A 25,499-nucleotide genomic window follows, 5' to 3' on the forward strand; every position below is an offset into this window, starting at 1 on the left:
ATACGTATGCACGATGCTGCACGGGCGTGCACGCAACTGCACGGATGCGCTAGCATGGCGCCCTGCCCGACCTTGTGCCCGCCCATGCCCTCATCGCCGCCCCGCGCCCTGCTGCCTTCCGCGCCGCCGTCCTCGCTGATCTTCGACCTCGGCGGCGTGCTGATCGACTGGAACCCGCGCTATCTGTACCGCACGCTGTTCGACGATGCCGCGCAGATGGAACACTTCCTCGAACACGTCTGCAGCCCGCAGTGGAATGCCGCGCAGGATGCGGGGCGCAGCTGGGAACAGGCGGTCGACGAACTGGCGGCCGAGCATCCGCACCAACGCGAGCTGATCGCCGCCTACTGGCTGCGCTGGCAGGAAACGCTGGGCGATGCACTGCACGGTACGGTCGCCCTGCTGGCCGAGCTGAAGGCCGCGGGCGTTGCGCTGTATGCGCTGACCAACTGGTCGGCGCAGACCTTCCCGATCGCGCGCGAACGCTTCGGCTTCCTGTCCGCCTTCGACGATATCCTGGTGTCCGGCGAGGAAGGCCTGGCCAAGCCGGACCCGCGCATCTTCGAGCGCGCACTCCAGCGTTTCGGCGTCGAGCCATCGGCCACGCTGTTCGTCGATGACGCCGCGGCCAACGTACAGGCAGCAATGGGACGGGGCATTCCTTCGCTGCTGTTCCGCAATGCCGACAGCCTGCGCGCGTCGCTGCATGCGCTGGGCTTGCCGGTTGCTGCGCAGGCACCGCGATGAACACTGCGGACACCCTGCCCGGCGAGCGCCAGCAGGCCATCCTGCAGTTGCTGCGCGAACACGGCCGGGTGCTTGCTTCACCGTTGGCGCTGCAGTTCGGCGTGTCCGAGGATTCCATCCGCCGCGATCTGCGCGACCTGGCCCAGCGCGGCCTGTGCCGGCGCGTGCACGGCGGCGCATTGCCCCTCACCCCGACCTTCCCGCCGCTGGCCGAGCGCCAGCAGCAGGACCTGCCGCGCAAGCAGGCACTCGCCCTGCAGGCGGCCGGCCTGGTCCGCCACGGTGAGGTCATCGCACTGGATGCCGGATCGACCAACAGCGCCATTGCCGCAGTGCTGCCGCGTGACCTGCAGTTGCAGGTGGTCACCAATGCACCGGACATCGCGCTGCTGTTGATGGCGCGCGAGGGCATCGAGGTCAGCCTGATCGGAGGCCGCGTGGACCGGCGCTCCGGCGCGGTGCTCGGCAGCCAGGCCATGGAAAGCCTCGCCGGCCTGCACGTGGATGTCTGCTTCGCCGGCACCTGCGCGATCGATCGCGAGGGCACCGCCTGGGCGGTGGACGGCGAGGAAGCGGCCTTCAAGCGTGCGCTGGTGCGCTGCGCCGATCGCGTGGTGGTGGTGGCCAGCAATGAAAAACTCGGTGCGATCGCCAGCCATCGGATCGCCTCGCGCGCGCAGCTGGACCTGCTGCTGGTCGAAGCCGATGCGCCCGCCGCGCTGGTCGATGCGTTGCGCCTGCAGGGGCTGGACGTGATCGTCAGCGCCGCCCCCTCCTCCTGATTCCCCGACCGGGCCTACCTATGTCTGCAGCCTCCTTCCCCGTTGCCGCGCGGCAGCAGCACGCCACGCGCGCTGTGTTCTTCCTGCCCGGCTTCGCCATCGCGGCCTGGGCCCCGCTGGTTCCCTTCGCCAAGGCACGCACCGGTCTGGACGAAGGTGGCCTCGGCCTGACCCTGCTGTGCCTGGGCGCCGGCTCGCTGCTGGCGATGCCGGTGGCCGGCGCGCTGGCGGCCCGCTTCGGCTGCCGCGTGGTGATGCTGGTGACCCTGCTGATGGCGGGCCTGACCCTGCCGCTGCTTGCCATCGCACCGTCGGCGATCAGCCTGGCGCTGGCACTGTTCGTGTTCGGGGCAGGCATCGGCGCCTGCGACTGCGTCATGAACCTGCAGGCGGTGATGGTCGAGCGCGATGCCCGGCGCCCGATGATGTCCGGATTCCATGCCTTCTACAGCATCGGCGGGGCGGTCGGTGCGGCGGCGATGACCGGACTGCTCGCGCTCGGCGTAGCGCCGTGGGTAGGCGCCTGCCTGCTGCTGGCGGCGATGGCCATGGTGGTGCTGGTGGCCGCGCCACACTGGCGCGATGAGCGCGCCGCCAGCGATGCGCCGATGTTCGCCATCCCACGCGGGATCGTGCTGTTGATCGGCCTGCTGTGCTTTGTCGCCTTCCTCGGCGAGGGCGTGATGCTGGACTGGAGCGCGGTGTTCCTCAACCAGGTGCAGGGCGTGCCGGCGGGCCGCGCCGGGCTCGGCTTCCTGGTGTTTTCCGTGGCGATGACGCTGACCCGGCTGTTCGGGGACCGGATGGTCGCGTCGCTGGGCCAGCAGCGTGCGGTGCTGATCGGCGGCGCGGTGGCGGCCGCTGGCCTGCTGCTGGCCACCTTTGCCAGCGCGCTGCCGCTGGCGCTGATCGGCTACGCGCTGGTGGGCCTGGGCTGCGCCAACATCGTCCCGGTACTGTTCACCCTGGCCGGCAACCAGAAGGCGATGCCGGCAAGCCTGGCCATTCCTGCGGTCACCACGCTGGGTTATGCCGGCGTACTGGCCGGCCCGGCACTGGTCGGCCTGGTGGCCCACCAGAGCAGTCTGGTGGTCGCCTTCGTGCTGGTGGCCACAGCCCTGCTGCTGGTGGGTATCGCGGCGCGCGCGGTGCGCTGAGCGGCGGCGCGTCAGCGCTGCACCGACAACAATCCGCGCCGGCGGAACCACCATTCCAGCGGCAGGGTGACCAGCGGCGGCACGGCCGCCAGCAGCGCCAGCAGGGTCGCCCACCACGGCCAGCGCAGGCGCAGTGCCGCGACGACGGTCACCGCCACGTAGGCCATGAACACCACCCCGTGCAGGCGACCGAACAGCCAGACCACCGACTCGGTGGTCTGTGGGCCGTATTTCAGCCACATGCCCAGCAGCAGGCCAGCCCAGGTAAGGGCTTCGAAGAAAGCGGTCCACGCAAACACGCGGCCCATCGGGCTGATCGGGCGGATAGAGGTCAAGCAGGACTCCGGCGGCGGGCCAAAGATACGGATGATACGCATCCGCACTGGATTGCGGGCGCCGCCGTTTCTAAAGATACGGATGATCTGCTGCACTCGCGCTTGCAGCGCTCCGGATCCGGTGATAGCGTCGTAATTACTCCGTAATTGCAAAGGTCAGTGGCATGACCCGTGTCTGGAACACCCTTGAGCAACAGCGCCAGCAACGCCTGCAGCGGGCTGCCGAAGCCGGACTGCAGCGCGAGGTGCCTCATGCCCGCGTGATCGACCTGTTCGAGGCCGTGATCGAACCAGGCGACCGGGTCTGCCTGGAAGGCAACAACCAGAAGCAGGCCGATTTCCTCGCCGAATCGCTGGCCCAGGTCAATCCGGAGCGGGTGCGCGACCTGCACATGGTGCAGTCGGTGCTGTCGCTGCCCTCGCACCTGGATGTGTTCGAGCGCGGCATCGCCAAGCGCCTGGACTTTTCCTTCTCCGGTCCGCAGGGCGGACGGCTGGCCGCGCTGGTGGCCGAAGGCCGCATCGACATCGGTGCCATCCACACCTACCTGGAACTGTTCGGCCGCTACTTCGTCGACCTCACCCCGAAAATCGCGCTGGTGGCCGCGCAGGCCGCCGACCGCCACGGCAACCTCTACACCGGTCCCAATACCGAAGACACCCCGGTGATCGTGGAGGCCACCGCGTTCCGTGGGGGCATCGTCATCGCCCAGGTCAACGAGATCGTCGACACCCTCCCCCGCGTCGACATCCCGGCCGACTGGGTCGATTTCGTGACCCTGGCGCCACGCCCCAATTACATCGAACCGCTGTTCACCCGCGATCCGGCACAGATATCGGAGATCCAGGTGTTGATGGCGATGATGGCGATCAAGGGCATCTACGCCGAATACGGGGTGCAGCGCCTCAACCACGGCATCGGCTTCGATACCGCTGCGATCGAACTGCTGCTGCCCACCTATGCCGAATCGCTCGGGCTGAAAGGCAAGATCGGCAGCCACTGGGCGCTCAACCCGCATCCTGCGTTGATCCCGGCGATCGAGTCCGGCTTCGTCAAATCCGTGCATTCGTTCGGTTCCGAACTGGGCATGGAGAAGTACATCCAGGCCCGTCCGGATGTGTTCTTCACCGGCGCCGACGGCAGCATGCGCTCCAACCGCGCGTTTTCGCAGACCGCCGGCCTGTACGCCTGCGACATGTTCATCGGCTCCACCCTGCAGATCGACCTGCAGGGCAACAGCTCCACCGCCACCCGCGACCGGATCGCCGGTTTCGGCGGCGCGCCGAACATGGGCTCCGACGCCCGCGGCCGCCGGCATGCCAGCCCGGCCTGGCTGAAGGCCGGTGAGCAGGCCGCCCTGCCCGGCCAGATGCCGCGCGGCCGCAAGCTGGTGGTGCAGATGGTGGAAACCTTCCGCGAACACATGGCGCCCGCCTTCGTCGAGCGGCTGGATGCCTGGGAACTGGCCGAGCGGGCGAACATGCCGCTGCCGCCGGTGATGATCTATGGCGACGATGTCACCCACATCCTCACCGAAGAAGGCATCGCCAACCTGCTGCTGTGCCGTACGCCGGAAGAGCGCGAACAGGCGATCCGCGGGGTCGCCGGCTACACCGCCGTCGGCATGGCCCGCGACAGGGCGATGGTGGAAAACCTGCGCGACCGTGGGGTGATCCGCCGCGCCGAAGACCTTGGCGTGCGCAGCCGCGATGCCAGCCGCGACCTGTTGGCCGCGCGCTCGGTGAAAGACCTGGTGCACTGGTCCGGCGGCCTGTACGACCCGCCCAAACGTTTCCGCAACTGGTAAGGGACACTCTCCATGGAAACCCTTCGTTATCGTTTTCCCGGTACCCAGGCGCTTGGCAGCGCCGAGCTGCATGCGCTGGTCGGCGTGGTCGCCTCCGGCAACCTGGAGGTACTGATCGAGCCGGCCGCGCTGGACGGCGCGATGGAGATCGAGGTGATCACCTCCGCGCGCGGTTTCGGCGAGGTCTGGCAGGCGGTGCTGGCCGATTTCGCCGCCCGCCATCCGCTGCGCGATGTCCGCCTGTCGTTGAACGATGCCGGCGCCACGCCGGCCGTGGTCAGCCTGCGCCTGCAGCAGGCGCTGGAAACCCTCGCCGAACGCGGGAGCGACGCATGAACCAGCGCAGTTATTATGAAGCCGATGCCCGCGAGCGCATCGAAGGGCTGCTGGATGCCGGCAGCTTCAGCGAGTTCTTCGGTCCGCGCCGCCGCACCATCAGCCCGCACCTGGCGCAGCTGGACGTGCCCGGCGCGTTCGACGATGGCATCGTGGTCGGTGCCGGTCGGCTGCAGGGGCGCGAGGTGCTGGTCGCTGCACAGCAGGGGGCCTTCATGGGCGGCGGTGTCGGCGAGGTGCATGGCGCCAAGCTGACCGGCCTGCTGGAACGTGCCCGTGAGCTGCGCCCGGAGGCCGTGCTGTTGCTGCTGGACAGCGGCGGGGTGCGCCTGCACGAGGCCAATGCCGGGCTGATCGCGATCTCCGAAATCATGCGCGCGGTCCTCGCTGCACGTGCCGAGGGCGTGCCGGTCATCGCGCTGGTAGGCAGCGGCAATGGGGCGTTCGGCGGCATGGGCATCGTCGCCCGCTGCTGCTCGGCGGTGCTGATGTCCGAAGAAGGCCGCTTGTCGCTGTCGGGTCCGGAAGTCATCGAAACCGTGCGCGGCGTGGAAGAGTTCGACTCGCGCGATCGCGCGCTGGTGTGGCGGGTGACCGGTGGCAAGCACCGCTTACTGATCGGCGAAGCGGCCACCCTGGTCGCCGACCGCATGCAGGCTTTCGCCGATGCCGCGGTCGCCGCGATCGCGGCCTGCGATCCAGACCAGGATCCGCTGGCGGCGCTGGAGCAGGCGCAACAGCAGCTGGAAGCGCGCATCGCGGCCTACGGCGACTGCCGTGACGGCCTGGAGATCTGGGCCCGCCAGGGCATCGCCGATCCCGCCGGGCTGCCGCTGCTGGATACCGCCGCCTTCCTCGACGCGGTCGCCGCGCGGAGCGTTCCATGAAGCTTGATCAACTGTTGCCGGCGCTGTTTCCCGCCGGTCACCACATCCAACGCAACGACGACGTGCTCACCGGTACGGCCACGACAGCCGGCGGCGAGGTGACGGTGATCGGCACGGCCAACAAGCTGGAGGTCGGCGTGGACCATGCGCTGGCGTTGTCGGCCTGCGTGCTGGCCAGTACCCGCGCCCATCCGACGCGCCCGATCGTGATGCTGGTCGATACGGCCGGCCAGCGGCTGGCCCGGCGCGATGAACTGCTGGGCATCAACGGCTGCTTCGCCCACCTGGCACGCAGCCTGGAGCTGGCCCGCCGGCGCGGCGCCGCGCTGGTCAGCCTGGTCTATGGTGAATCGGTCAGCGGCGGTTTCCTGTCCTTCGGCCTGATGGCCGACCGCATCTTCGCCCTGCCCGAGGCGCAGGTGCGGGTGATGGACCTGCGCGCGATGGCGCGTGTCACCAAGCAACCGCTGGAAAAGCTGCAGGCCCTGAGCGAGAGCTCGCCGGTATTCGCACCGGGCGTGGACAACTATGTGCGCATGGGCGCGGTGGAGGCGGTCTGGGAGGGCGATCTTGCCGCCGCGCTGGCCGCCGCGCTGGCCGAACCGCAACGGCTCGACCTGCGCCGCGAGCGCGGGCTGGAACGTGGCGGCCGCCTGCTGGCGCATGCCGTCGCCCGCGCCGTGGCCGCAGGCGAGGCCTGAGCGATGCATCGCCACGACCTGGTGTGGATCGACGCGCAGGCGGCGTGGACCACGCTCAGCCCGCACGCCGAACCGCGCCTGCGTGCGTGGGTGCAGGCGCGCCTGCCGCTGGTGGTGGCACGGCGTGACCCGGCCGTGGACGGCGCGCAGCTGCGGCTCGGCGTGCCGTTGCCACTGGATGAGGGCCGGCAACGGCTGTCACTGCGGATTGATCGCGCGGCGGTCATCCGTCACGCGCCACCGCCGCGGTTGACCGAGGTGATCGATGCGCTGTCCGCGCCGTGGCGCCCTGCCCTGCAGGCGCTGCAGCAGCGCTGCACGGCGCAGGACCTGTCCGCGCGCGTGTTCGGCAGCCATGCCTGGCAGGCGATCACCGGCCTGGACTACCTGCATGCCGGTTCGGACCTGGACCTGCTGTGGCAGGTCGATGGAGCCGGCCAGGCAACGCAGGTCTGCCGCCTGCTGCAGGACTGGGAAGCGCTGCACGGGCTGCGTGCCGACGGCGAACTGGTGTTCGATGCGGCGCACGCCGTGAACTGGCGCGAGTACGCCGGCGACGCCACGCAGGTAGTGGTCAAGGGCGATGCTGCCTGCTGGCTGGCAGCGCGTTCATGCCTTTCCGGCGAGGAGCTGCCGGCATGAGCGCGCTGGCCCGCCCGCGTACGGCCGCGCCGGTCCTGCCGCGTGCACGTCCGCTCGGCCGCCTTGCGATCGCCGCGCTGCATGCCGAACTGGCCTGCAGTCCGAAGCCCGGACTGGTGACTCCGTTCAGCCGTGGCAGCCACCACGACATGGATGCCGGCACCTTCCTGCGCAGCCTGTTCGCGTTGCGCGGTTACTTCACCGCGATCGCCGCGCAGGCGGCCACCTGCGCCGACTTCGCGCCGCTGCGCCAGCTCGGCATCCAGGCCGAGCGCGGCATGCTGGCCGCCACCGGCAACGTCAATACGCATCGCGGCGCGATCTTCAGCCTCGGCCTGCTCGTTGCTTCGGCCGCGCGGCTGCGTGCCGACGCTTGCCCTGCCCGCTCCGCCGAAGCGGTGTGCGACGGCGTGCGACAGTGGCGCCACGCCCTGCTGCAGGCGCCACTGGATGCCACCAGCCCCGGGCAGCGTGCCCGTGCCCGCCACGCGGTACCGGGGGTGCGCGAACAGGCTGCCGCCGGCTTCCCGCTGCTGCGCGAGGTCGCCGTACCGGCGCTGCGCGCCGCGCTGGCCGATGGGCTGCCGCGCGATGCCGCCCTGCTGCAGACACTGATGCAGCTGGTCGCGGTCACCGATGATCTCAACCTGCTGCATCGTGGCGGCGCCGAAGGCCTGGCCTTCGCACAGGCGCAGGCGCGCGGCTTTCTCGCCGCCGGCGGCGTGCGCGCAGCCGACGCACCCGCGCACATGGCACGCATCTGCAACGCCTTCGAACAGCGCCGCCTGAGCCCGGGCGGCAGCGCTGACCTGCTGGCCTGCGCGCTGTTCCTGCTGCAGCAGGAGGCCGCATGAGCCTGGCCATCCTGTGCCCCGGCCAGGGCGGCCAGCACCCGGACATGTTCCGCCGCGTGCAGGCAGACCCGGATGCCTGCGCGCTGCTGGCGGCGGCGGCGGTGCTGCTCGGCGATGCGCCCACCGACGCTGCCAGCCGCCCCAGCCGCTTCGACAACGCCATCGCCCAACCGCTGGTCTGCGCCGCCGCACTCACCCACTGGCTGGCGCTGAAAGCACGCCTGCCGGTACCCGCCGTCGTTGCCGGCTACAGCGCTGGCGAACTGGCCGCGCACGCCGTGGCCGGCAGCTACGACGCAGCCACCTGCCTGCAGCTGGCGGTGCACCGCGCCGCCTGCATGGATGCGGCCAGTCCCGCTGACGCCGGCCTGCTGGCGGTGCTGGGGCTGGAACGCGGCGGCATCGAAGCGCTGTGTGCTGAGCACGGCGTGTCCATCGCCATCGTCAACGGTGACGACCACGTGGTGCTCGGCGGCCTGCGCGCCGATCTGCTGGCCGTACAGGCGAGCGCCGAACAAGGCGGAGCGCGCTGCGTGGTGTTGCCGGTGCACGTGCCAGCGCATACCCCGCTGCTGGCCGCGGCCGCCAGCGGATTCGGGGAACGGCTGGCCGCCGCCCCGTTGCAGGCACCGCGCCTGCCGCTGCTGGCCGGCATCGACGGCCGACGCGTGGCCACGCCGGACCAGGTCCGCGACACGCTGGCGCGCCAGATCGCTGAGACGGTGCAGTGGCAGGCGGTGATGCAGCAGGCCGTGGAACGCGGCGCGCGGGTGTTCCTGGAACTGGGCCCCGGCAGTGCATTGAGCCGTCTCGCGCGCGAGCTGCATCCGCAGCTGCAGGCGCGGTCGGTGGAGGATTTCCACACGCTGGAGGGCGTGGCGGAATGGGTGGAAACGGCCTGCGCGCGCGTATGAGCGAGCGCATCGGCCACGCAGTTGAAGCACTACCCCTGGATGGCGGGTCGCCATCGGAAGCAACGAACCAGATGTCTCGGGAGGGCGCATGAGTCCGGAAATTGCAACGATCATCGGTCTGGTGATCATGTTCATCGTGGCCACGGCCCTGCCCATCAACATGGGTGCCGTCGGCTTTGCATTGGCGTTCATCGTCGGCGGCGTCTGGGTCGGCATGGACGGCAAGCAAGTCCTTGCCGGATTCCCCGGCGATCTGTTCCTGACCCTGGTCGGCATCACTTACCTGTTCGCCATCGCGCAGAAGAACGGCACCATCGACCTGTTGGTGCACTGGGCGGTGAAAGCCGTAAGAGGCCATATCGTGGCCATCCCGTGGGTGATGTTCATCGTGACCGCAGTGCTCACCGCTTTCGGCGCGCTGGGTCCGGCAGCGGTGGCGATCATCGGCCCGGTCGCGCTGCGTTTCGCCAAGCAGTACAAGATCAACCCGTTGATGATGGGCCTGCTGGTCATCCACGGCGCGCAGGCCGGTGGATTTTCGCCGATCAGCGTGTACGGCGGCATCACCAACCAGGTGGTGCAGAAGGCTGGACTGGAAGTCACGGAAATGGCGGTGTTCCTGACCAGCCTCGGCTTCAACCTGCTGATGGCGTTCATCTGCTTCTTCGCCTTCGGTGGCATCGCGCTGCTGCGGCGTGGGCGTGCGGTCGCCGAGGAACCGCTGGTCGCCGGGGTGCAGGCCTCTTCGCGCCAGTTCGCCATCGAAGGCCATGGCGCCGTGGTCAGCGCCGGTGGCGGCACCCTGTCCAACGATCCGCAGGCACTGGACGAGGTACGCATCAACCGCGACCGCCTGATCACCCTGGTCGGCCTGCTGGGCCTGGGCGTGGCGGCGCTGGTGTATGACCTCAACGTGGGCCTGGTGGCGATCACCGTTGCGGTGGCCATCGCGCTGGCCTCGCCGTCCGCGCAGAAGGGCGCGGTGGATGGCATCAGCTGGTCCACCGTGCTGCTGATCAGCGGCGTGGTGACCTATGTCGCGGTGCTGCAGAAGGCCGGTGCGGTCGATTTCGTCGGCCACGGCGTCGGTGCCATCGGCATTCCGCTGCTGGGTGCGCTGCTGGTCTGCTACGTGGGTGGCATCGTGTCGGCGTTCGCTTCGTCGGCGGCCGTGCTCGGCGCCACGATTCCGCTGGCGGTCCCGTTCCTGATGCAGGGGCACCTCAGCGCCGCCGGCGTGATCTGCGCCCTGGCGGTGTCGTCCACCGTGGTGGACGTCAGCCCGTTCTCCACCAATGGCGCGCTGGTGGTCGCGTCGGCGGCGAAGGAAGAGCGCGAGGCACTGTTCCGTCGCTTCCTGGTCTACAGCGGGCTGGTGGTGGCCTTCGGCCCGCTGCTGGCGTGGCTGCTGTTCGTGGTACCGGGCTGGATGTAAGCCGTGCCGGGGGTGGCGACCGCTGGTCGTCACCCCCGGGTGCACCCGCTAGACTGATGCATCCACCTGGACTGCGCTTCGACCATGCCCCTGGCCCCCGGCCCCCGTAAAAGCACCCGCCGCGTGCCACTCTATGAAGAGGTGGCCGAACAACTGCGGCAGAAGATCTACGATTACCTGCTGCCACCGGGCGAATGGATCGACGAGCCGGCGCTGGCCGAAGAACTGGGCATCAGCCGTACGCCGCTGCGCGAAAGCCTGAAGCTGCTCGCCGCCGAAGGCCTGGTGCAGATCGATGCCGGCCGTGGCAGCCGGGTCACCCGGCTCACCCTTGAAGACCTCAACCAGCTGTTCCCGGTGATGGCGATGCTGGAAGGTCGCTGCGCGCACGATGCGGTGCGCCGCATCGATGATGCCGGCATCGCCCAGCTGCAGGCCCTGCACGATGCGATGGAGGCTGCGGCCGCGTGCGGTGACCTGGCCGAGTATTACCGCAACAACTACTTCATCCATGAGTCCCTGCAGACCCACGCCGGCAATCCGTGGCTGATCCGGGTGACCCATGACCTGCACCGGATCCTGAAGATGCACCGTGGCCGCCAGCTGCTGACGCCGGGCCGGATGGCGCAGTCGCTGGCCGAACACCGCGAACTGATGGACTGCATCCGCCGTCGGGATGCCGTGGCCGCCGAAGCGACCATGAACCGTCACCTGCTCAGCCAGGGCGAGGCGCTGGCCGCCTACGTCGCGGCCGGCGGCCAGCTGAATGTTCCCGCGCCGCTGCCGCGCGAAGGCGGCATCTAAGGGCACCGGCGCCCCGCTCAACGCAGGGCGAAACTCACCGCACGCAGCAGTTCGGACAGGTTGAACGGCTTGGGCAGCAGGCCCATGCCCGGCCCGAGGAACTCGTTGCGCACCGCTGCCCGTTCGGTATAGCCGGTGATGAACAGCACCGGCAGGCGCGGACGCAGCTCACGTGCCGCGTCGGCGAGCTCACGGCCGTTCATGCCGGGCAGGCCGACGTCGGACAGCAGCAACGCGATGCCTTCATCGTCGCGCAGCTCGCGCAGCGCCTGGCGGGCATCGGCCACCGCGATGACCTCGTAGCCTGCCTCGCGCAGCATGTCCTGCACCATCTGGCGCACCGAATCGGTGTCGTCCACCACCAGGATCCGCTCGAAACGGCCTACCGGCGTTTCACCGCGCTCACCGGCCACCTCGATCTTCGCCGCATCGCCCAGCGGCAACAGCAGCTCCACTTCGGTACCTGTGCCGGGTTCGCTGCTGATGCGTGCCACGCCGCCGCTCTGGCGCGCAAAGCCATAGGTCATCGACAGACCCAGTCCGGTGCCCTCGCCCTGCGGCTTGGTGGTGAAGAACGGTTCGAAGACCTTCTTCAGCAGGTGCGCTTCGATGCCGCTGCCGTTGTCCATCACCTTGACGCTGATGTAGTCGCCAGCGGCCAGGCTGTAGTCGCCTTCCACCGTGGTGCGTTCACCGCGGATGCGGATCAGGCCGTTGCCGCCCAGCGCATCGCGCGCATTGATCACCAGGTTCAGCACGACGCTTTCGAACTGGTTGGGGTCGGCCAGCGCCACCAGCGGTTCGTCGCCGAGTTCGAACTCCAGTTCGATGTTCTCGCCGATGGTCCGCCGCAGCAGGTCTTCCAGCGAATGCACGCGCTGGGCCACGTCGAACGGCTGCGGATCCAGCGGCTGCTTGCGCGCGAAGGCGAGCATGCGCTGGGTCAGCGCGGCGGCGCGGGTGGCCGAACTGGACGCCGCGTCGATGTAGCGCCCAAGGCGGTCCAGCTTGCCGCTGTCCGCTGCCAGTTCGATCATGTCCAGGCCGGAGATGATGGTGGTCAGCAGGTTGTTGAAATCGTGGGCGATGCCGCCGGTCAACTGGCCCAGCGCGTCCATCTTCTGTGCCTGCAGCAGCTCGGCTTCGGTGCGCTCGCGCTCGGAAATCTGGTACGCCAGTTCGCGTCGCTGTTCGCGGTCGCGTTCGTGGTGGGCGGTGATGTCTTCCACCACCACCAGGCCCAGGTCCGGCTGCTGGTACGGCGTCAGCCGCCATTGGGTCATGCGCGGCGTACCGCCCGGGGTAGGCAGCGCCACCGTGCCCTGCCAGCGCTCACGCAGGCGCAGCGCGTCGCGCAGTCCGTCGATGAACTCGCCGGCATTGCCCAGCCGGTCGAGCGGTGACCCGTCACTGAGCCCGGTACCGAGCAGGCGGGCGAACGCGGCGTTGGCATCGCGAACGGTCAGGTCCGCGTTCAATACCGCGACCGGTGCGTTGATCTGGCGGAAGATTTCACCGAAACGCGCCTCGGCCTCGCGCAGTGCATCCTCGGCGCGGCGCGCCCGCAGCAGGCTGCGCAGCGTGGCCAGCAGTACTTCCGGGTCCACCGGGTGGGTCAGGTAGCCATCCGCGCCGGCGTCCAGGCCGGTGATCATGTCGCCGGTGCTGATCGATGCCGCCGACACGTGCACCACCGGCAGCAACGCGGTGCGCGGCTGCGAGCGCAGCTCGCGCACCACGTCGAAGCCGCTCATGTCGGGCAGGTTGACATCCAGCACCAACGCAGCGAACTCATTGACCGCCACCGCGTCCAGGCCATCCTGGCCAAGCCCGGCCTCGTCCACGCGGTAGCCATGGTGCTCCAGCACGCGGCGCACCGCGTAACGCGTGGCGACGTTGTCATCCACGATCAGGATGCGGTCACGGTGCGGCATCAAGGGCCTCTGCTGCGGATTGAAGGTTGAGCGGCACCACCACGAAGAATTCCGAGCCTTCGCCTGGCACGCTGTTGACGCCGACGTGGCCGCCGAGCAGAACGGCGAAGCGCTTGCACAACGACAATCCCAGCCCGGTCCCGCGCAGGCGCTTCTGCAGCGGCGAATCCACCTGCACGAAATCCTCGAACAGCGCAGCGTGCATCTCCACCGGTATCCCGATGCCCGTGTCGCGTACGCTGAAACGCACGGCGGCCTCTCCTTCCAGTTCGGCCGATACCACGACCCGGCCGCGCGGGGTGAACTTGAGTGCGTTGGACACGTAATTGCGCAGGATCTGCGCGAGCTTCTTGTCGTCGGTGTACAGCATCGGCAGCTGCGGCGGCGCGATGAACTCCAGTTCGATGTCGTTGCCGTCCACCAACGGGCGGAACATGCCGCGCAGGGCCGAGAACAGGTCCATCAGGTCGAACCAGCCCGGGGAAATGGTGATCCGGCCGGCCTCGATCTTGGCCAGGTCGAGCAGGTCGTCGACCATCTCGCGCAGCTCGCTCGCGGCGCTGCTGATGAACAGTACCTGCTGGCGCTGCCCGCTGCTGAGCTCGCCATCCATGCCGTCGTCGAGCAGCCGCGTCATGCTCAGGATCGACCCGAGCGGGGTGCGGAACTCATGGCTCATGTAGGACAGGAAGCGGCTCTTCAATTCGGACACCTGGCGCAGCTGTTCGGCCTGCTGGTCCAGTTCGCCGTACAGCGCCAGCACCCCCTGGTTGGTCTCGTCCAGCTCAGCGCGCAGGCCTTCGTTCTCCACGCGAAGACGCTCCATTTCCTGCTGCAGGGACAGATCGGTGACGCTCATCGGAAGGCTCCCACGCGCAGCGCGACGACGCAGACATCGTCGCGACCACGATCAAAATCACGTTGCAGCACGGCAACCACCAACGCCGGATGGCGATGCTGCAATCCCGGGTAATCACGCAGGCTCCAACGCGCCTGCAGTCCATCACTGTGCATCACCAGCAGCGTGCCAGCGGGGGCGTGAAGGCTGAATGCCTGCGCCTTGCGGTACTGCACGCCGACGATGCCGGGCATCGACGCCATGCCACGCGAGGTATCTCCTATCAGCAGCGTGCCGGCGATGTTGCCCACGCCGGCGTACTCGATGTCGCCGCTGCCCAGCGAAACGACAGCAACCGCCGCCGCGCCGCCGCGCGAGCCCGACAGGGCGGCATGCAGGTCGTTGATGGCATCCACCGCCTGGCCGGCCGGCGGCCGCGCGGCGAGCGCGCGCACCCCGCCTTCGGATGCTTCGGCCGCCAGCACCCCGTGCCCGAGGCCGTCGATCACGGTCAGCGCAAGCTGCTGGTCCTGCACCCGCAGATGCCAGGCATCGCCGCACGCCACTTCATGCTTCATCGGCAGGCGCAGGGCGCCGTAGGCGAGATCGGCGTCGCGCGGCGCGCGCTCGGGATGGATCCTGACCAGCAGCACCGCACCGCGTGCGTCGCACCAGGCGTCCATGACCCGTGCCTGCCGCGCGATCGCCGCCATGCCGAGCCCCTGGCTGCCACCGGTGGAGTAGCCGTCCTGCAGGCACTGGGCCAGCACGAAACCCGGTCCCCGGTCGATGGTGCACAGTTCCACGGCATGGCCGTGCGCTGCGGCGATGACCGATAGCAGCATGCGACCGCCACCGCCGTGCCGCCACAGGTTGGTCGCCATTTCCGTGGCGGCCAGCGCGACCCGACCGGCATCGATCTCGTTGAAGCCGGCTTCGGCGGCTACGCGCAACGCTTCGCGTCGTGCCTGCCCGACCTGGGTGGTTTCCTCGACGACCACGACACGGGTAAGCGGACCGGAAAAATTCAGATCCATTTGGTGATGGTTACCCGCGTGCCCTGCCCTGCGGCGGAGTCCAGATCGAAATCATCGACCAGGCGACGCGAGCCGGACAAGCCCAGGCCCATCCCCGACCCCGACGACCAGCCGTCGGTGAGCGCCTTGACCTGGTCTGGGATACCCGGCCCCTGGTCGGCGAACTCCAGCTGGATGCCGCGGCGGACACCGCGTTCGACGATCCGCCAGTGCATGTCGCCACCACCGCCGTAGATCACCGCGTTGCGCGCCAGCTCGCTGGCGGCGGTGACCAGCTTGGTCTGGTCCACCAGCCGCAACCCGAAGGCCACCGCCAGCTGCCGCACGGTCTGCCGCGCCAGCACCACGTCCTGTTCGATCCGCACGGGGATCGACCCCGCATCGGCGATCATGGATCGCCTGCAGGCAGCTGCAGCAGCTTCATGCCACGCTCGACATTCAACGCAGTGCGTACGCCACGCAGGTCCAGGCCCAGCTCCACCAGGGTGATCGCCACTGCCGGCTGCATGCCTACCACCACGGTGGTGGCATCCATGATCCGCGCCAACGCGGAGATGGTGGAAATCATCCGGCCGATGAACGAGTCCACGATATCCAGCGCGGAGATGTCGATCAGCACGCCGCGGGCGGACGTACGCTGGATCTTCTCGGTCAGGTCATCCTGCAGGGTCAAAGCCAACTGGTCGTGCATGTCCACCTGGATGGTCACCAGCAGCAGATCGCCCATCTGCAGGATCGGGATGCGATCCATCTCAGCCAGCCACCTTGGTCACGGTCTGGCCGGTCCGCTTCAGCGCCAACGCCAGCGCGTCGGCCAGGTTGGCCTTGGTGACGATGCCCTGCAGGTCCAGGCCCAGGTGCACGATGGTCTGCGCGATCTGCGGCCGCACACCGCTGATGATCGCATCGGCGCCCATCAGGCGGATGGCGGTGACGGTCTTCAGCAGGTGCTGGGCGACCAGCGTGTCCACCGTCGGTACGCCGGTGATGTCGATGATGGCGATCTCCGATCCGGTGTCGACGATCCGCTGCAGCAGCGACTCCATCACCACCTGGGTACGCTGCGAATCGAGCGTGCCGATCATCGGCAGCGCCAGCACGCCTTCCCACAGCTTCACCACCGGGGTGGACAGCTCCAGCATTTCTTCCTGCTGGCGCTGGATCACTTCTTCGCGGCTCTTCTGGAATGCCTTGACGGTCTGCAGGCCGAGCAGGTCCAGCAGTTCGGAAATGGCCCACAGCTGGTCACCCTGCTGCTGCGGATCGGCCGCCAGTGCGGCCTGGACCTGCGCGAACAACGGGCGCTTCAGCGAGAAAATGAAGCTCGCCGTCTCCGACGAATTGAAGCCCCTGCGCGCACGGTCGGTGGACAGGTCTTCCAGGAAGCGGCGGATGCCCTGCCATTCCTGGCCCTGAAGGCTGCCGACATCGGCGGCCGAAATGGCCTGCAGGAACAGGCGCCAGAACTCACGGAGCTGCGCATCCACCTCTTGGCTGGAAATACGGTTGTCCTGTCCCTGGCCTGCGGCGGCAAGGTTCTGCTGCCACTGCGTGAGGACCTGTTCCTCGTTGTTGCGGATGAGTTCAAGGGTGCGCTGCTGCAATGACGCCATGGGAGTTTCCTGCTGGATAGGGCCAGCAGTGCATGCCATTGCATGCCCACCTGGCCGGAGGGATTCCAGCCGGGTCTGGCGGACCGCAATGCGGTACGTGCCCCTCCCCCGACCGGACAACCTTCACATTACGCAATCAGCAATGTGTTCAACGCGTGAAGGCCAGCATACCGTCTACGACACGATCCGCCGCCTCTCGCCCGTATAAGGTTACGGACGCAGCTGACTCATTCAGAATTGCGCTGCAACGCCACCCGTCCGACCCGGCGCCTGGCCATCGACAGCACGCGCAGCCGGAAGCCCGCATGCTCGATCACATCGCCTGCCTGGGGCATCCGGTCCAGCGCATGCAGCACCAGCCCGGACAGTGTCTGGTAGTCGCCGCTGCGCTCGAAGCGGATGCCGGCCATGCGCTGCAGGTCGTCCAGGGTCAGCGCGCCGTCGGCCTCCCAGTGCTGCGCCGCGACCTCGGTTATGCCATAGCGCTCGTCCTGGGTATCGGCGAGGTCGCCGGCGATGGCGGCCAGCAGATCGTTGGCGGTCACCAGCCCTTCCACGCTGCCGTACTCATCCACGGCCACCGCCAGCGGCACCGGATGCTGTCGGATCAGTTCCAGCACCTGCAGCGCGCTGGCGTTGGAGGACACGAACTGGGCCTCGCGCAGGCTCGCCTCCAGCTGCAGCGGCCTGCCCTGCAGCAGGTTGGCCAGCAGGTCACGGCTCTGCACCACCCCGCGCAACCGGTCCAGGTCGCCGTCGGCCACCAGCAGGCGCGTATGCGGGCTGGCGATCAACCGTGCGATCACATCGTCGGTGCCGCGGCTGATGTCGATCCACTGCACATCCGTGCGGACCGTCATCACGCTGGACACCGGCCGCTCGGCCAGGGTCAGCACGCTGCGGATCATGTCCTGCTCGACCGGCTGCAGCCGCTCGCCGGCGTGACCGGCATCCTGCCCACCCTCGTCTGCCGCCGCGCCGGCATCGCGCACCCCGAACATCCGCATCACCGCATCGGCGGTGCGCTGGCGGAACGGCAGCTGCGCCTGGTCGCGCGCGCGGTTGAAGCCCACCCACTGGTTGAAGCCCTCCACCAGGATCGAAAACGCGATGGCCGCATACAGATAGCCCTTCGGAATCTTGAAGCCCAGGCCCTCGGCGACCAGGCTGAAGCCGATCATCAGCAGGAAGCCCAGGCACAGCACCACCACGGTGGGATGCCGATTGACGAAGCGCGTCAACGGCTTGCTGGCCAGCAGCATCAGTGCCATCGCGATGGTCACGGCGGCATACATCACGCCCAGGTTGTCCACCATGCCGACCGCCGTGATCACCGAGTCCAGCGAGAACACCGCATCGAGCACCACGATCTGCGCCACCACCGTGCCGAAGCTCGCATACACCTGCTTGCCGCCGCCCTCGTGCGAGCGCCCTTCCAGCCGCTCGTGCAGCTCCATGGTGCCCTTGAACAGCAGGAACAGGCCGCCCACCAGCAGGATCAGGTCGCGTCCGGAGAACGCATGCCCAAGCACCGCGAACAGCGGCTCGGTGAGCTTCATGATCCAGGACAGCGCGGCCAGCAGCACCAGCCGCATCAGCAGCGCAAGGCCCAGGCCGATCACCCGCGCGCGGTCGCGCTGGTGCGGGGGCAGCTTGTCGGCCAGGATCGCGATGAACACCAGGTTGTCGATGCCCAGCACGATCTCAAGCACTACCAGGGTTGCAAGCCCCATCCATATCGAGGGGTCAGCCAGCCATTCCATGCGTCGTTTCTTTTCTGTGGTTGAAGGGGAAGTCGTGCAGGTGCTGCCGGATCAGGCGCGGTCGTCCTGCGTCGCGGCCGGATCGTGCCCGAGCAGGTCACCGGGCGTGCAGCGCAGTTCCCGGCAGATCGCATCGAGGGTGGAAAAGCGGATCGCACGCGCCTTGCCGGTCTTCAGGATGGACAGGTTGGCCAGGGTGATGTCGATGCGCCCGGCCAGCTCGGACAGGGTCATGCCGCGTTGCTGCAGCATGTGGTCCAGGGTGATGACAATCGCCATCAGACCACCCCGTCCAGGTCCTCGCGCATCGCGGTGCCTACGGCGAAGACATGGGCGATGACGAACAGCATCAGCACCGCTACCAAGCCGGTGATGGACATGCCGCCGCCGACCTCCATCCACGCGAACTGCGGTCCCATCCAGCTGGAGTAGACGCCGATCAGGATGGACAGCACCTCCATCGCCAGCATCAGCCAGGCCATCCGGCGCAGCCGGCCGACATTGCCCTGGGTGAACGGTTGCTGCTCGCGCACCGAGCGCACCAGCCGCTGCAGGTGGCGCAGGAACACCAGGCCCAGCGCCAGCAGCACCACGATGGCCAGCAGGCCGGCACTGAAGTGCAGCAGCAGGTGCGGCGCATCGCCATGTTCGGCGACCACCGACGCGTCCACCGCGTCGAGCAGCCGCGCCGGCCGATGGAACACCAGCGGCACGGCGCAGAGGGCGGCCAGGATGCCCAGCCAGCACATCGCCATGACGGCGTGGATCGCGGCATGGGTCAGGTTGAAGATGCCACGCGGATCAGGCGCACGGCGGGTACGGCTTGGCACGGGGACTCCAGCAGACAGGCGCCGGAAGGGCACCGTGTGTTTATTGATAAACGATAAACACCGTCGTGTCCAGCGCGTGATGCGGTCGTCAGCGCGTGTCCGTCAGGGCGTCCAGCGCCGCCCGCAGTGCGGCGACCCGGGTGGCGTCGCTCTGCTGGTGGTCCAGCGCCAGACCGGTCAGGGCGCGGTTGTGGTGCTGCATCGCACTGCGTCGCAGCCCCTTCGCCGAGGCATGCAGTTCGGTGCAGCCACTGCGCTGGGCGACATCGGCGATGTTGGACGCGGCAAGTCCGGCCCCGGCGATGATCCCGATGCGCCCGGCAGAACGCTGGACCATGCCGCCCAGCACGTCTGCGCCGTCCACTGCCGAGCCGTGGCCGCCGGAGCTGAGCACACGCGCGCAGCCAAGCCCGATCACCGCCTCCAGCGCGGCAGGCAGGTCGCGCGCGGCGTCGAAGGCGCGATGGAAGGTGACCGGCAGGTCACCGGCCGCCGCCACCAGTTCGCCGCACAACGCGGCATCGACGTCGCCCTCGGCGGTCAACGCGCCGAGCACCACCCCGTCCATGCCCAGTGCGCGGCAGTGCTGGATGTCGCGCAGCATGACTTCCGCTTCCCAGTCGCCATACAGGAAATCGCCAGCGCGTGGACGGATCAACACGAACACCGGCAGCCGCACCCGGTCGCGGGTGACGGCCAGGGTCGCGTGCGAGGGCGTGAGTCCGCCAGAGGCAAGGTCGGCGAACAGTTCCACGCGGTCCGCGCCGCCGGCCTGCGCGGCGAGTGCCGAACCGACCCCATCACAGGCGACCTCCAGCAGCCGGCGCATGCTCAGGTTTGCTCCGTGCGGTACACCGCGTCGGCATCGTGCAGCACATCCTGGCGCTGCGCATCGCACACTGCGTAGACGAAGCCACGGTGCAGGGCATACGCCCCCACTTCACCGTCACGATTCATCGCCAGGAAACAGACCTGCAGGGTCCGGCTGGCCTCCGGCCGCTTGCGCACCACCCGCGCGATCGCCTCGCGGCAGGCCTCGGCCGGGCTGCGGCCCTGCCGCATCAGCTCCACCACCAGGAACGAGGCGGCGTTGCGGATCATCTCTTCGCCGACACCGGATGCGGTGGCCGCGCCGACCTCGTTGTCCACGTACAACCCGGCGCCGATGATCGGGCTGTCGCCGACCCGGCCCTGCATCTTCCACGCCATGCCGCTGGTGGTGCACGCACCGGCCAGGCGCCCCCGCGCGTCGCGGGCCAGGATGCCCAGGGTGTCATGGTTGCCGCTGTCGCCGGGGATCGCGCGGCGTTCGGCATTGATCTGCGGTGCGTACTCGGCGGTCTTCAGCCACGCTTTCCAGGCCTTCTCGGCGGCGGGGGTGAGCAGCTTGCCGCGCGGGAAACCCTGTTCCACCGCGAAGGCCTGCGCGCCCTGCCCGACCAGCATCACGTGCGGGGTCTTTTCCATCACCCGGCGTGCCACCGATACCGGGTGCAGGATGTCGACCAGCGCGGCAACCGAACCACAGCGGCCGTCGCCGTCCATGATGCTGGCGTCCAGGCTCAGGTTGCCGTCCCGGTCCGGGTTGCCGCAGCGGCCCACGGTCGGGTTGCAGAGTTCGCTCTCCGCCCAGCGTGCGCCCTGTTCCACCGCATCCAGCGCGCTGCCGCCGTCGGCCAGGGTCTTCCAGGCCACCTGGTTGGCGCCCACGCCGAAATCCCAGGTCGACACCACCCGGGGACCCGGATCGGCCGCGGCCGCACGTGCGCTGCGTGGCAGTCCCAGCGCGCCGACGGCCAACGCACCGGCCTGCAGGAAGCTTCTACGATCGGTCATGCGAACCCCTCTGTTGTCCAAGCCCCGCGCCTGGCCGCCGCCGGACGCGCGCGGTCACGCCGCTAATGCGTTCGATGCGTTCCAGGCCGCCGCGCCCAGCACACCCAGTTCGCCATGTTCCACCCGCCACACCGGCACCTGCTGCAGCACACTGCCGAGCACACCCTTGTTGAGGAAGCGCGCGACGAACGGACTGTCTGGCAGGAACGGGGCGATGTGTGCCGACACCCCGCCGGCCAGGTACACCGCGCGGGCGCCGAAGGTGATTGCCAGATCACCAACGAAACTGCCGAGCCAGCCGCAGAACACGTCCACGGTCTCGCGCGCCAGCGGATCATTGCCGCGGTGGGCGGCAGCCAGCAGCGCTTCGGTGTCGTCGCAGTACGCGCTCGCGCCACGCAGTTGGCACAGGCACTGGTAGAGATTGAGCAGGCCGGTGCCGGACAGCACGCGTTCGTTGTCGACGTGGTCCCAGCGCTGCAGCAGCAGGCGCAGCACGTCCAGCTCCAGCGCGGTACCGGCCGACAGCGCCGAATGGCCGACTTCACTGGCCAGCACCGGCCGTGCGCCGTCGGCGAAACGCAGTGCTGCGCCCAGTCCGGTGCCAGGCCCCAGCACCAGTGCCGGCCAGGCCGTGGCCGGGTCCGCGTCGCCATGCAGGGCCACCAGCGCATCGCGGCGCACGTGCGGGATGGCCAGCGCCACCGCTTCGAAATCATTGATCAACTGCAGCGACCGCAACCCGGCCTGCTGGCGCGTGGCGTCCACCGATACCGGCCACGGCAGGTTGGCATTGACCAGCGTATCGCCCTGCAGCAGTCCGGCGATGGCGACCACAGCCGCAGCAGGCCGTGGCGGGGCAGTAGCCGCAAAATCGGCCAGGATCGCGGCCAGGCTGGGGTACTGCGCGCAGCGGTAACGCCGGAAGCCGTCGATGCGCGGCGCGTGGGCACCGCCATGCGACCAGGCCAGGCGCGCGAAGGTGCCGCCGACATCGGCGACGATCTGCGCATCAGGGGATTCGGGCAACGGCCGCGGCGAGGGGGATGGGCTCTGGATGGAGACCTGGGACGATGCCGCAACGTTCACTCGCACGCCTTTACGGAAAGCAACTCAATGCGCGCAATTCTCAGCGATTGCCCGCGCTTTGCATAGCGCGGGCCCTGGCCGTTCAGGCGGCACCGGCCACCGGCTGGCGTACCCGCATGCGCGCCGGCCGGCTCGGGAAGGCATGCCGCAGGATCCGCCAGACCACCTGCCCGAACTGGCTCGGCAGTGACCCGGTATTGTAGTGCTGGCCGTAGCGGCGGCAGATGTCCTTCACTTCCACGGCGATGCGTGAATAGCGGTTGGCCGGCAGGTCCGGGTAGAAGTGGTGCTCGATCTGGTGGCTCAGGTTGCCCGACAGCACGTTGATCACCCAGCCGCCCTTGAGGTTGGACGAGCCGCGCAGCTGGCGCAGGTACCAATGGCCACGCGATTCATTGCGCAGGCAGTCCTTGGAGAAGGTTTCGGCATCGGCGGTGAAATGACCGCAGAAGATGATCACGTACGTCCAGATGTTGCGCATGCCGTTGGCCACCAGGTTGCCCAGCATCACCGGCAGGAAGAACGGGCCGGCCAGCGCGGGGAACAGCAGGTAGTCCTTGCCCAGCTGGCGCGCCATCTTGGCGCCGACCGGACGGGTTTCCTTCCACAGCTGGCGGGCAGTCATGCGGCCCTTCAGCCAGCGCCCGATGCGCAGGTCCTGGATCGCCACGCCCCACTGGAACAGCAGCGCGAAGATCGGCGCGATGATCGGCTGCAGCAGGTAGAACGGGCGCCAGCGCTGTTCGGGGAAGATGCGCAGCAGGCCGTAGCCGATGTCATCGTCCATGCCGCGCACGTTGGTATAGGTGTGGTGCTTGAAGTTGTGTGTCTTGCGCCAGTTGTCACTGGTGGCCACGATGTCCCATTCGTAGCTGTTGCCATCCAGCTTCGGGTCGCCGGTCCAGTCGTACTGGCCGTGCATCACGTTGTGCCCCAGCTCCATGTTTTCCAGGATCTTGGACAGCGCCAGCAGCAGCGTACCGGCGATGCACGCCGGCCACAGCAGCGGCGACCAGAACAGCGGGGAGAACGCGCCGACGAACAGCAGCAGGCGGCCGAGCACGCCGGACCAGCGCACCGCAGCGGCGACGCGCCGGATGTAACGGGTGTCCTTGGCGCCCAGTTCGCCGATCACGCGGTCGCGGATCGCGTCCAGTTCGGCGCCGAAGGCGTCCAGCTCGGTAGGGGTCAGGGCTCGATCAGGGCGGCTCATCAGCAAGGCTTCCTTAGATATCCAGGACCAGGTCGGTGGTCGGGGCACTGACGCAGATACGCACCGGCATTGCCGGTTCATCCTGGTCCTGGCCGGTACGCAGGTGCCGCGTGGCGCCACTGGCGCGTACGCAGGTGCAGGTATTGCAGATGCCCATGCGGCACCCATGCTTCGGTTTCAGTCCATGCGCTTCCAGGCTGTCCAGCAATGGCCTGCCGCGCGGCACGCTCAACGTGCGGCCACTGCGGGCCAAGGTCAGCTGGACCTCGCCCTGGTCACCGGCAGGCACTGGTGGCGGGGTGAAGGCTTCGGCCTGGAAGCCTGCCACGTGATGCAGCAGGCGGTTGCGCGCGGCAGCCACGAAGCCGTCCGGACCACAGGCCAGCACGTGGCGCTGGGCCAGCGGCACATCGCCGAGGCTGTCGAAGACCACGCTGTCGATGCGTGCCGCCGGCGCCTGCGCATCGCGCGTGGCCAGCAGGCGCACCTGCAGTTGCGGATCGGCGGCCGCCATGGCCAGCAGCTCCTCGCGGAAGCTGAAGCCGGCGTGGCTGCGTTCCCAGTAATAAAGATCCACCGGCGCACCGAGCGGACGGCCGGCCAAGGCGCGCAGCAGGCTGCGCATCGGGGTGATGCCACTGCCCGCGGCCAGCAGCAGCAGCGGGGCCGCGGTCGGCACGGAAAAATCACCGAAGGCTTCACCGATGTGGAAGACGCTGCCCTGCCGGGCCTGCGAAACCAGGAATCGGCTCACGCGGCCGCCGTCGACGGCCTTGACCGTGATGGAAAGCAGGTTGCGACCGAGCACGGTCGGGCTGTAACTGCGCTGCAGCAGCCGGCCGTCGATCTCCACACCGAGCGAAACGTGCTGACCGGGCTGCATGCCGCGCCAGTGGCGGTTGGTGCGCAGCACCAGGGTGCAGGAGCCCTCCCCGGCCGGCTCGCGGCGGACCAGGCGGGCCAGCGGCTGGCGCAGGGTCCACAGGCGGTTGACCTGCCCCGCCCAGTAGTCGAACAGCGCCGGCGACAGCCAGCGCTGGGGGGAGAGCGGCGACTTGCGGTCGATCTGGGCGCGGGCGGCAGCGTTCATGGGTGAACTATACGTGCGCGCACACAGCTGTGTATACAGGTGTATATCAAACCGGATCAGGTATGATTCACGCTTGGTCCACCCGGTTACCCCATGCCCCCCATCGTCACGCCTCCGCCCGAAGACGCCACCCCGGTCCGCCGTACGGTGACCCGAGAGGATCTGATCATCGCGGCACTGGCACTGATCGGGCCGCACCGCAGCCTGTCCACGCTCAGCCTGCGTGAAGTGGCCCGCGAGGCCGGGATCGCACCGAACAGCTTCTACCGCCAGTTCCGCGACATGGATGAACTGTCCATTGCGCTGATCGACCTGGCCGGGCGTTCGCTGCGCACGATCATCGGCCAGGCCCGCCGGCGTGCCACGGTATCGGCCACCAGCGTGGTCTGGGTGTCGGTGGAAACCTTCATGGAACAGCTGCGCGCCGACGACAAGCTGCTGCACGTGCTGCTGCGCGAAGGCGCGGTCGGGTCGGATGACTTCAAGCACGCGGTGGAACGCGAACTGCAGTACTTCGAAGACGAACTGCAGGTCGACCTGGTGCGGCTGGCCGCGATGGACGGGGTGCGCCTGCATGCCCCCCAGCTGGCAGCCAAGGCGATCACCCGGCTGGTGTTCGCGATGGGCGCCAGCGCCATGGACCTGCCGCCGGAAAAGGATGCCGAGCTGATCGAAGAGATCTCCACGATGGTGCGCATGATCATCGTCGGCGCCCGCACCCCGGCCGCCTTCCGCCGCAAGCGCTGACCCGGTAGTGACGGCCGCTGGCCGTCATGACGCTCTCCCTCTGACGGCCAGCGGCCGTCACTACCTCGCATCGCTGTTGCCGTTGACCTGCCGTTACCGTGCGCGGT

General features: G+C 68.6%; 28 protein-coding genes. 13 read left to right on the forward strand and 15 right to left on the reverse strand.

From position 1 onward, the window contains the following. Positions 1-84 precede the first annotated feature (84 nt). The 3 genes from QE373_RS09245 to QE373_RS09255 are packed head-to-tail and all read left to right on the forward strand — an operon-like array spanning position 85 to position 2,686. Positions 85-747 (forward strand): HAD family phosphatase, encoded by a 663-nt coding sequence (locus QE373_RS09245; RefSeq protein ID WP_309685726.1) that lies wholly within the window; start codon positions 85-87, stop codon positions 745-747. Further along, on the forward strand, positions 744-1,529 hold the full coding sequence (locus tag QE373_RS09250; RefSeq protein ID WP_309685728.1) for a DeoR/GlpR family DNA-binding transcription regulator: 786 nt from the start codon (positions 744-746) through the stop codon (positions 1,527-1,529). Before QE373_RS09245 ends, QE373_RS09250 begins: the two co-directional genes overlap by 4 nt. 20 nt (positions 1,530-1,549) lie before the next feature. Continuing rightward, entirely contained in the window at positions 1,550-2,686 is a 1,137-nt protein-coding gene (locus tag QE373_RS09255) for an MFS transporter (protein WP_309685730.1), read from the forward strand. A gap of 11 nt (positions 2,687-2,697) precedes the next feature. Here the strand turns inward: QE373_RS09255 and QE373_RS09260 are convergent, their stop codons facing one another. Further along, the gene (locus QE373_RS09260) at positions 2,698-2,994 is read right to left on the reverse strand and encodes a DUF3817 domain-containing protein (protein WP_223181708.1); all 297 of its coding nucleotides are present in this window, start codon (positions 2,992-2,994) and stop codon (positions 2,698-2,700) included. Between the two features lie 191 nt (positions 2,995-3,185). On the opposite strand from QE373_RS09260, the gene mdcA reads away from it, so the two are divergent. The 9 genes from mdcA to QE373_RS09305 all read left to right on the forward strand — a co-directional run bounded on the left by mdcA (position 3,186) and on the right by QE373_RS09305 (position 11,402). Continuing rightward, positions 3,186-4,829 carry a malonate decarboxylase subunit alpha gene (gene mdcA / locus QE373_RS09265; RefSeq protein ID WP_309685732.1) on the forward strand — a complete coding sequence of 548 codons (1,644 nt, stop codon included), beginning with the start codon at positions 3,186-3,188 and terminating at the stop codon, positions 4,827-4,829. A gap of 12 nt (positions 4,830-4,841) precedes the next feature. Next, positions 4,842-5,165 (forward strand): malonate decarboxylase acyl carrier protein, encoded by a 324-nt coding sequence (gene mdcC / locus QE373_RS09270; RefSeq protein ID WP_309685734.1) that lies wholly within the window; start codon positions 4,842-4,844, stop codon positions 5,163-5,165. Beyond that, the gene (locus tag QE373_RS09275; protein WP_309685736.1) at positions 5,162-6,052 is read left to right on the forward strand and encodes a biotin-independent malonate decarboxylase subunit beta; all 891 of its coding nucleotides are present in this window, start codon (positions 5,162-5,164) and stop codon (positions 6,050-6,052) included. Before mdcC ends, QE373_RS09275 begins: the two co-directional genes overlap by 4 nt. Continuing rightward, positions 6,049-6,753 carry a biotin-independent malonate decarboxylase subunit gamma gene (gene mdcE / locus QE373_RS09280; protein ID WP_309685738.1) on the forward strand — a complete coding sequence of 235 codons (705 nt, stop codon included), beginning with the start codon at positions 6,049-6,051 and terminating at the stop codon, positions 6,751-6,753. Before QE373_RS09275 ends, mdcE begins: the two co-directional genes overlap by 4 nt. A 3-nt stretch (positions 6,754-6,756) precedes the next feature. Next, entirely contained in the window at positions 6,757-7,395 is a 639-nt protein-coding gene (mdcG, locus tag QE373_RS09285; RefSeq protein ID WP_309685741.1) for a malonate decarboxylase holo-[acyl-carrier-protein] synthase, read from the forward strand. Continuing rightward, positions 7,392-8,249 (forward strand): triphosphoribosyl-dephospho-CoA synthase MdcB, encoded by an 858-nt coding sequence (gene mdcB, locus QE373_RS09290; protein ID WP_309685742.1) that lies wholly within the window; start codon positions 7,392-7,394, stop codon positions 8,247-8,249. The genes mdcG and mdcB overlap by 4 nt, the downstream gene beginning before the upstream one ends. Further along, positions 8,246-9,163, forward strand: coding sequence for a malonate decarboxylase subunit epsilon (mdcH, locus tag QE373_RS09295; protein WP_309685745.1), 918 nt, complete (start codon positions 8,246-8,248; stop codon positions 9,161-9,163). Before mdcB ends, mdcH begins: the two co-directional genes overlap by 4 nt. A gap of 88 nt (positions 9,164-9,251) precedes the next feature. Beyond that, positions 9,252-10,598, forward strand: coding sequence for an SLC13 family permease (locus QE373_RS09300; RefSeq protein ID WP_309685747.1), 1,347 nt, complete (start codon positions 9,252-9,254; stop codon positions 10,596-10,598). An 84-nt stretch (positions 10,599-10,682) separates the two neighbouring features. Beyond that, positions 10,683-11,402 carry a GntR family transcriptional regulator gene (locus tag QE373_RS09305; protein WP_057506813.1) on the forward strand — a complete coding sequence of 240 codons (720 nt, stop codon included), beginning with the start codon at positions 10,683-10,685 and terminating at the stop codon, positions 11,400-11,402. 17 nt (positions 11,403-11,419) lie between these two features. Here the strand turns inward: QE373_RS09305 and QE373_RS09310 are convergent, their stop codons facing one another. The 14 genes from QE373_RS09310 to QE373_RS09375 form a co-directional block, all read right to left on the reverse strand. After that, the gene (locus QE373_RS09310; RefSeq protein ID WP_309685749.1) at positions 11,420-13,336 is read right to left on the reverse strand and encodes a response regulator; all 1,917 of its coding nucleotides are present in this window, start codon (positions 13,334-13,336) and stop codon (positions 11,420-11,422) included. After that, positions 13,323-14,195: an ATP-binding protein gene (locus QE373_RS09315; RefSeq protein ID WP_057506811.1), complete on the reverse strand. Its 873-nt coding sequence runs from the start codon at positions 14,193-14,195 to the stop codon at positions 13,323-13,325. The genes QE373_RS09310 and QE373_RS09315 overlap by 14 nt, the downstream gene beginning before the upstream one ends. Further along, on the reverse strand, positions 14,192-15,211 hold the full coding sequence (locus tag QE373_RS09320) for an ATP-binding protein (RefSeq protein ID WP_309685751.1): 1,020 nt from the start codon (positions 15,209-15,211) through the stop codon (positions 14,192-14,194). The genes QE373_RS09315 and QE373_RS09320 overlap by 4 nt, the downstream gene beginning before the upstream one ends. Beyond that, the gene (locus QE373_RS09325; protein WP_309685753.1) at positions 15,202-15,603 is read right to left on the reverse strand and encodes an ATP-binding protein; all 402 of its coding nucleotides are present in this window, start codon (positions 15,601-15,603) and stop codon (positions 15,202-15,204) included. Before QE373_RS09325 ends, QE373_RS09320 begins: the two co-directional genes overlap by 10 nt. Continuing rightward, positions 15,600-15,962 carry an STAS domain-containing protein gene (locus QE373_RS09330; RefSeq protein WP_123699094.1) on the reverse strand — a complete coding sequence of 121 codons (363 nt, stop codon included), beginning with the start codon at positions 15,960-15,962 and terminating at the stop codon, positions 15,600-15,602. The genes QE373_RS09325 and QE373_RS09330 overlap by 4 nt, the downstream gene beginning before the upstream one ends. Before the next feature lies 1 nt (position 15,963). Next, positions 15,964-16,824, reverse strand: a complete 861-nt coding sequence (locus QE373_RS09335) for an STAS domain-containing protein (RefSeq protein ID WP_309685756.1) — start codon at positions 16,822-16,824, stop codon at positions 15,964-15,966. Between the two features lie 227 nt (positions 16,825-17,051). Next, entirely contained in the window at positions 17,052-18,587 is a 1,536-nt protein-coding gene (locus tag QE373_RS09340; protein WP_309685758.1) for a TerC family protein, read from the reverse strand. Between the two features lie 51 nt (positions 18,588-18,638). Continuing rightward, entirely contained in the window at positions 18,639-18,866 is a 228-nt protein-coding gene (locus tag QE373_RS09345; protein ID WP_309685761.1) for a helix-turn-helix transcriptional regulator, read from the reverse strand. Continuing rightward, positions 18,866-19,336: a DUF2975 domain-containing protein gene (locus tag QE373_RS09350; RefSeq protein ID WP_057506831.1), complete on the reverse strand. Its 471-nt coding sequence runs from the start codon at positions 19,334-19,336 to the stop codon at positions 18,866-18,868. Before QE373_RS09350 ends, QE373_RS09345 begins: the two co-directional genes overlap by 1 nt. 169 nt (positions 19,337-19,505) lie before the next feature. Continuing rightward, the gene (locus tag QE373_RS09355) at positions 19,506-20,252 is read right to left on the reverse strand and encodes a copper homeostasis protein CutC (RefSeq protein ID WP_309689681.1); all 747 of its coding nucleotides are present in this window, start codon (positions 20,250-20,252) and stop codon (positions 19,506-19,508) included. After that, positions 20,249-21,253: a N(4)-(beta-N-acetylglucosaminyl)-L-asparaginase gene (locus QE373_RS09360; RefSeq protein ID WP_309685763.1), complete on the reverse strand. Its 1,005-nt coding sequence runs from the start codon at positions 21,251-21,253 to the stop codon at positions 20,249-20,251. Before QE373_RS09360 ends, QE373_RS09355 begins: the two co-directional genes overlap by 4 nt. 54 nt (positions 21,254-21,307) lie before the next feature. After that, on the reverse strand, positions 21,308-22,282 hold the full coding sequence (locus QE373_RS09365; protein WP_309685765.1) for a glucokinase: 975 nt from the start codon (positions 22,280-22,282) through the stop codon (positions 21,308-21,310). Positions 22,283-22,424: 142 nt separating this feature from the next. After that, on the reverse strand, positions 22,425-23,555 hold the full coding sequence (locus QE373_RS09370) for an acyl-CoA desaturase (protein WP_057506802.1): 1,131 nt from the start codon (positions 23,553-23,555) through the stop codon (positions 22,425-22,427). A gap of 13 nt (positions 23,556-23,568) precedes the next feature. Then, the gene (locus tag QE373_RS09375; protein WP_309685767.1) at positions 23,569-24,645 is read right to left on the reverse strand and encodes an iron-sulfur cluster-binding domain-containing protein; all 1,077 of its coding nucleotides are present in this window, start codon (positions 24,643-24,645) and stop codon (positions 23,569-23,571) included. Positions 24,646-24,738: 93 nt separating this feature from the next. Between QE373_RS09375 and fabR the strand changes: the two genes are divergently transcribed. Continuing rightward, positions 24,739-25,392, forward strand: coding sequence for an HTH-type transcriptional repressor FabR (gene fabR, locus QE373_RS09380; RefSeq protein ID WP_057687575.1), 654 nt, complete (start codon positions 24,739-24,741; stop codon positions 25,390-25,392). The last annotated feature ends 107 nt before the right edge of the window (positions 25,393-25,499 follow it).

This window comes from Stenotrophomonas sp. SORGH_AS_0321 (assembly GCF_031453215.1).
Lineage (GTDB): Bacteria > Pseudomonadota > Gammaproteobacteria > Xanthomonadales > Xanthomonadaceae > Stenotrophomonas > Stenotrophomonas chelatiphaga.

Coding starts and splice junctions, on each gene's coding strand:
- QE373_RS09245 (WP_309685726.1), top strand. CDS start 85: ATGCCCTCATCGCCGCCCCGCGCCCTGCTGCCTTCCGCGCCGCCGTCC.
- QE373_RS09250 (WP_309685728.1), top strand. CDS start 744: ATGAACACTGCGGACACCCTGCCCGGCGAGCGCCAGCAGGCCATCCTG.
- QE373_RS09255 (WP_309685730.1), top strand. CDS start 1,550: ATGTCTGCAGCCTCCTTCCCCGTTGCCGCGCGGCAGCAGCACGCCACG.
- QE373_RS09260 (WP_223181708.1), bottom strand. CDS start 2,994: ATGGGCCGCGTGTTTGCGTGGACCGCTTTCTTCGAAGCCCTTACCTGG.
- mdcA (WP_309685732.1), top strand. CDS start 3,186: ATGACCCGTGTCTGGAACACCCTTGAGCAACAGCGCCAGCAACGCCTG.
- mdcC (WP_309685734.1), top strand. CDS start 4,842: ATGGAAACCCTTCGTTATCGTTTTCCCGGTACCCAGGCGCTTGGCAGC.
- QE373_RS09275 (WP_309685736.1), top strand. CDS start 5,162: ATGAACCAGCGCAGTTATTATGAAGCCGATGCCCGCGAGCGCATCGAA.
- mdcE (WP_309685738.1), top strand. CDS start 6,049: ATGAAGCTTGATCAACTGTTGCCGGCGCTGTTTCCCGCCGGTCACCAC.
- mdcG (WP_309685741.1), top strand. CDS start 6,757: ATGCATCGCCACGACCTGGTGTGGATCGACGCGCAGGCGGCGTGGACC.
- mdcB (WP_309685742.1), top strand. CDS start 7,392: ATGAGCGCGCTGGCCCGCCCGCGTACGGCCGCGCCGGTCCTGCCGCGT.
- mdcH (WP_309685745.1), top strand. CDS start 8,246: ATGAGCCTGGCCATCCTGTGCCCCGGCCAGGGCGGCCAGCACCCGGAC.
- QE373_RS09300 (WP_309685747.1), top strand. CDS start 9,252: ATGAGTCCGGAAATTGCAACGATCATCGGTCTGGTGATCATGTTCATC.
- QE373_RS09305 (WP_057506813.1), top strand. CDS start 10,683: ATGCCCCTGGCCCCCGGCCCCCGTAAAAGCACCCGCCGCGTGCCACTC.
- QE373_RS09310 (WP_309685749.1), bottom strand. CDS start 13,336: ATGCCGCACCGTGACCGCATCCTGATCGTGGATGACAACGTCGCCACG.
- QE373_RS09315 (WP_057506811.1), bottom strand. CDS start 14,195: ATGAGCGTCACCGATCTGTCCCTGCAGCAGGAAATGGAGCGTCTTCGC.
- QE373_RS09320 (WP_309685751.1), bottom strand. CDS start 15,211: ATGGATCTGAATTTTTCCGGTCCGCTTACCCGTGTCGTGGTCGTCGAG.
- QE373_RS09325 (WP_309685753.1), bottom strand. CDS start 15,603: ATGATCGCCGATGCGGGGTCGATCCCCGTGCGGATCGAACAGGACGTG.
- QE373_RS09330 (WP_123699094.1), bottom strand. CDS start 15,962: ATGGATCGCATCCCGATCCTGCAGATGGGCGATCTGCTGCTGGTGACC.
- QE373_RS09335 (WP_309685756.1), bottom strand. CDS start 16,824: ATGGCGTCATTGCAGCAGCGCACCCTTGAACTCATCCGCAACAACGAG.
- QE373_RS09340 (WP_309685758.1), bottom strand. CDS start 18,587: ATGGAATGGCTGGCTGACCCCTCGATATGGATGGGGCTTGCAACCCTG.
- QE373_RS09345 (WP_309685761.1), bottom strand. CDS start 18,866: ATGGCGATTGTCATCACCCTGGACCACATGCTGCAGCAACGCGGCATG.
- QE373_RS09350 (WP_057506831.1), bottom strand. CDS start 19,336: ATGTGCTGGCTGGGCATCCTGGCCGCCCTCTGCGCCGTGCCGCTGGTG.
- QE373_RS09360 (WP_309685763.1), bottom strand. CDS start 21,253: ATGACCGATCGTAGAAGCTTCCTGCAGGCCGGTGCGTTGGCCGTCGGC.
- QE373_RS09370 (WP_057506802.1), bottom strand. CDS start 23,555: ATGAGCCGCCCTGATCGAGCCCTGACCCCTACCGAGCTGGACGCCTTC.
- QE373_RS09375 (WP_309685767.1), bottom strand. CDS start 24,645: ATGAACGCTGCCGCCCGCGCCCAGATCGACCGCAAGTCGCCGCTCTCC.
- fabR (WP_057687575.1), top strand. CDS start 24,739: ATGCCCCCCATCGTCACGCCTCCGCCCGAAGACGCCACCCCGGTCCGC.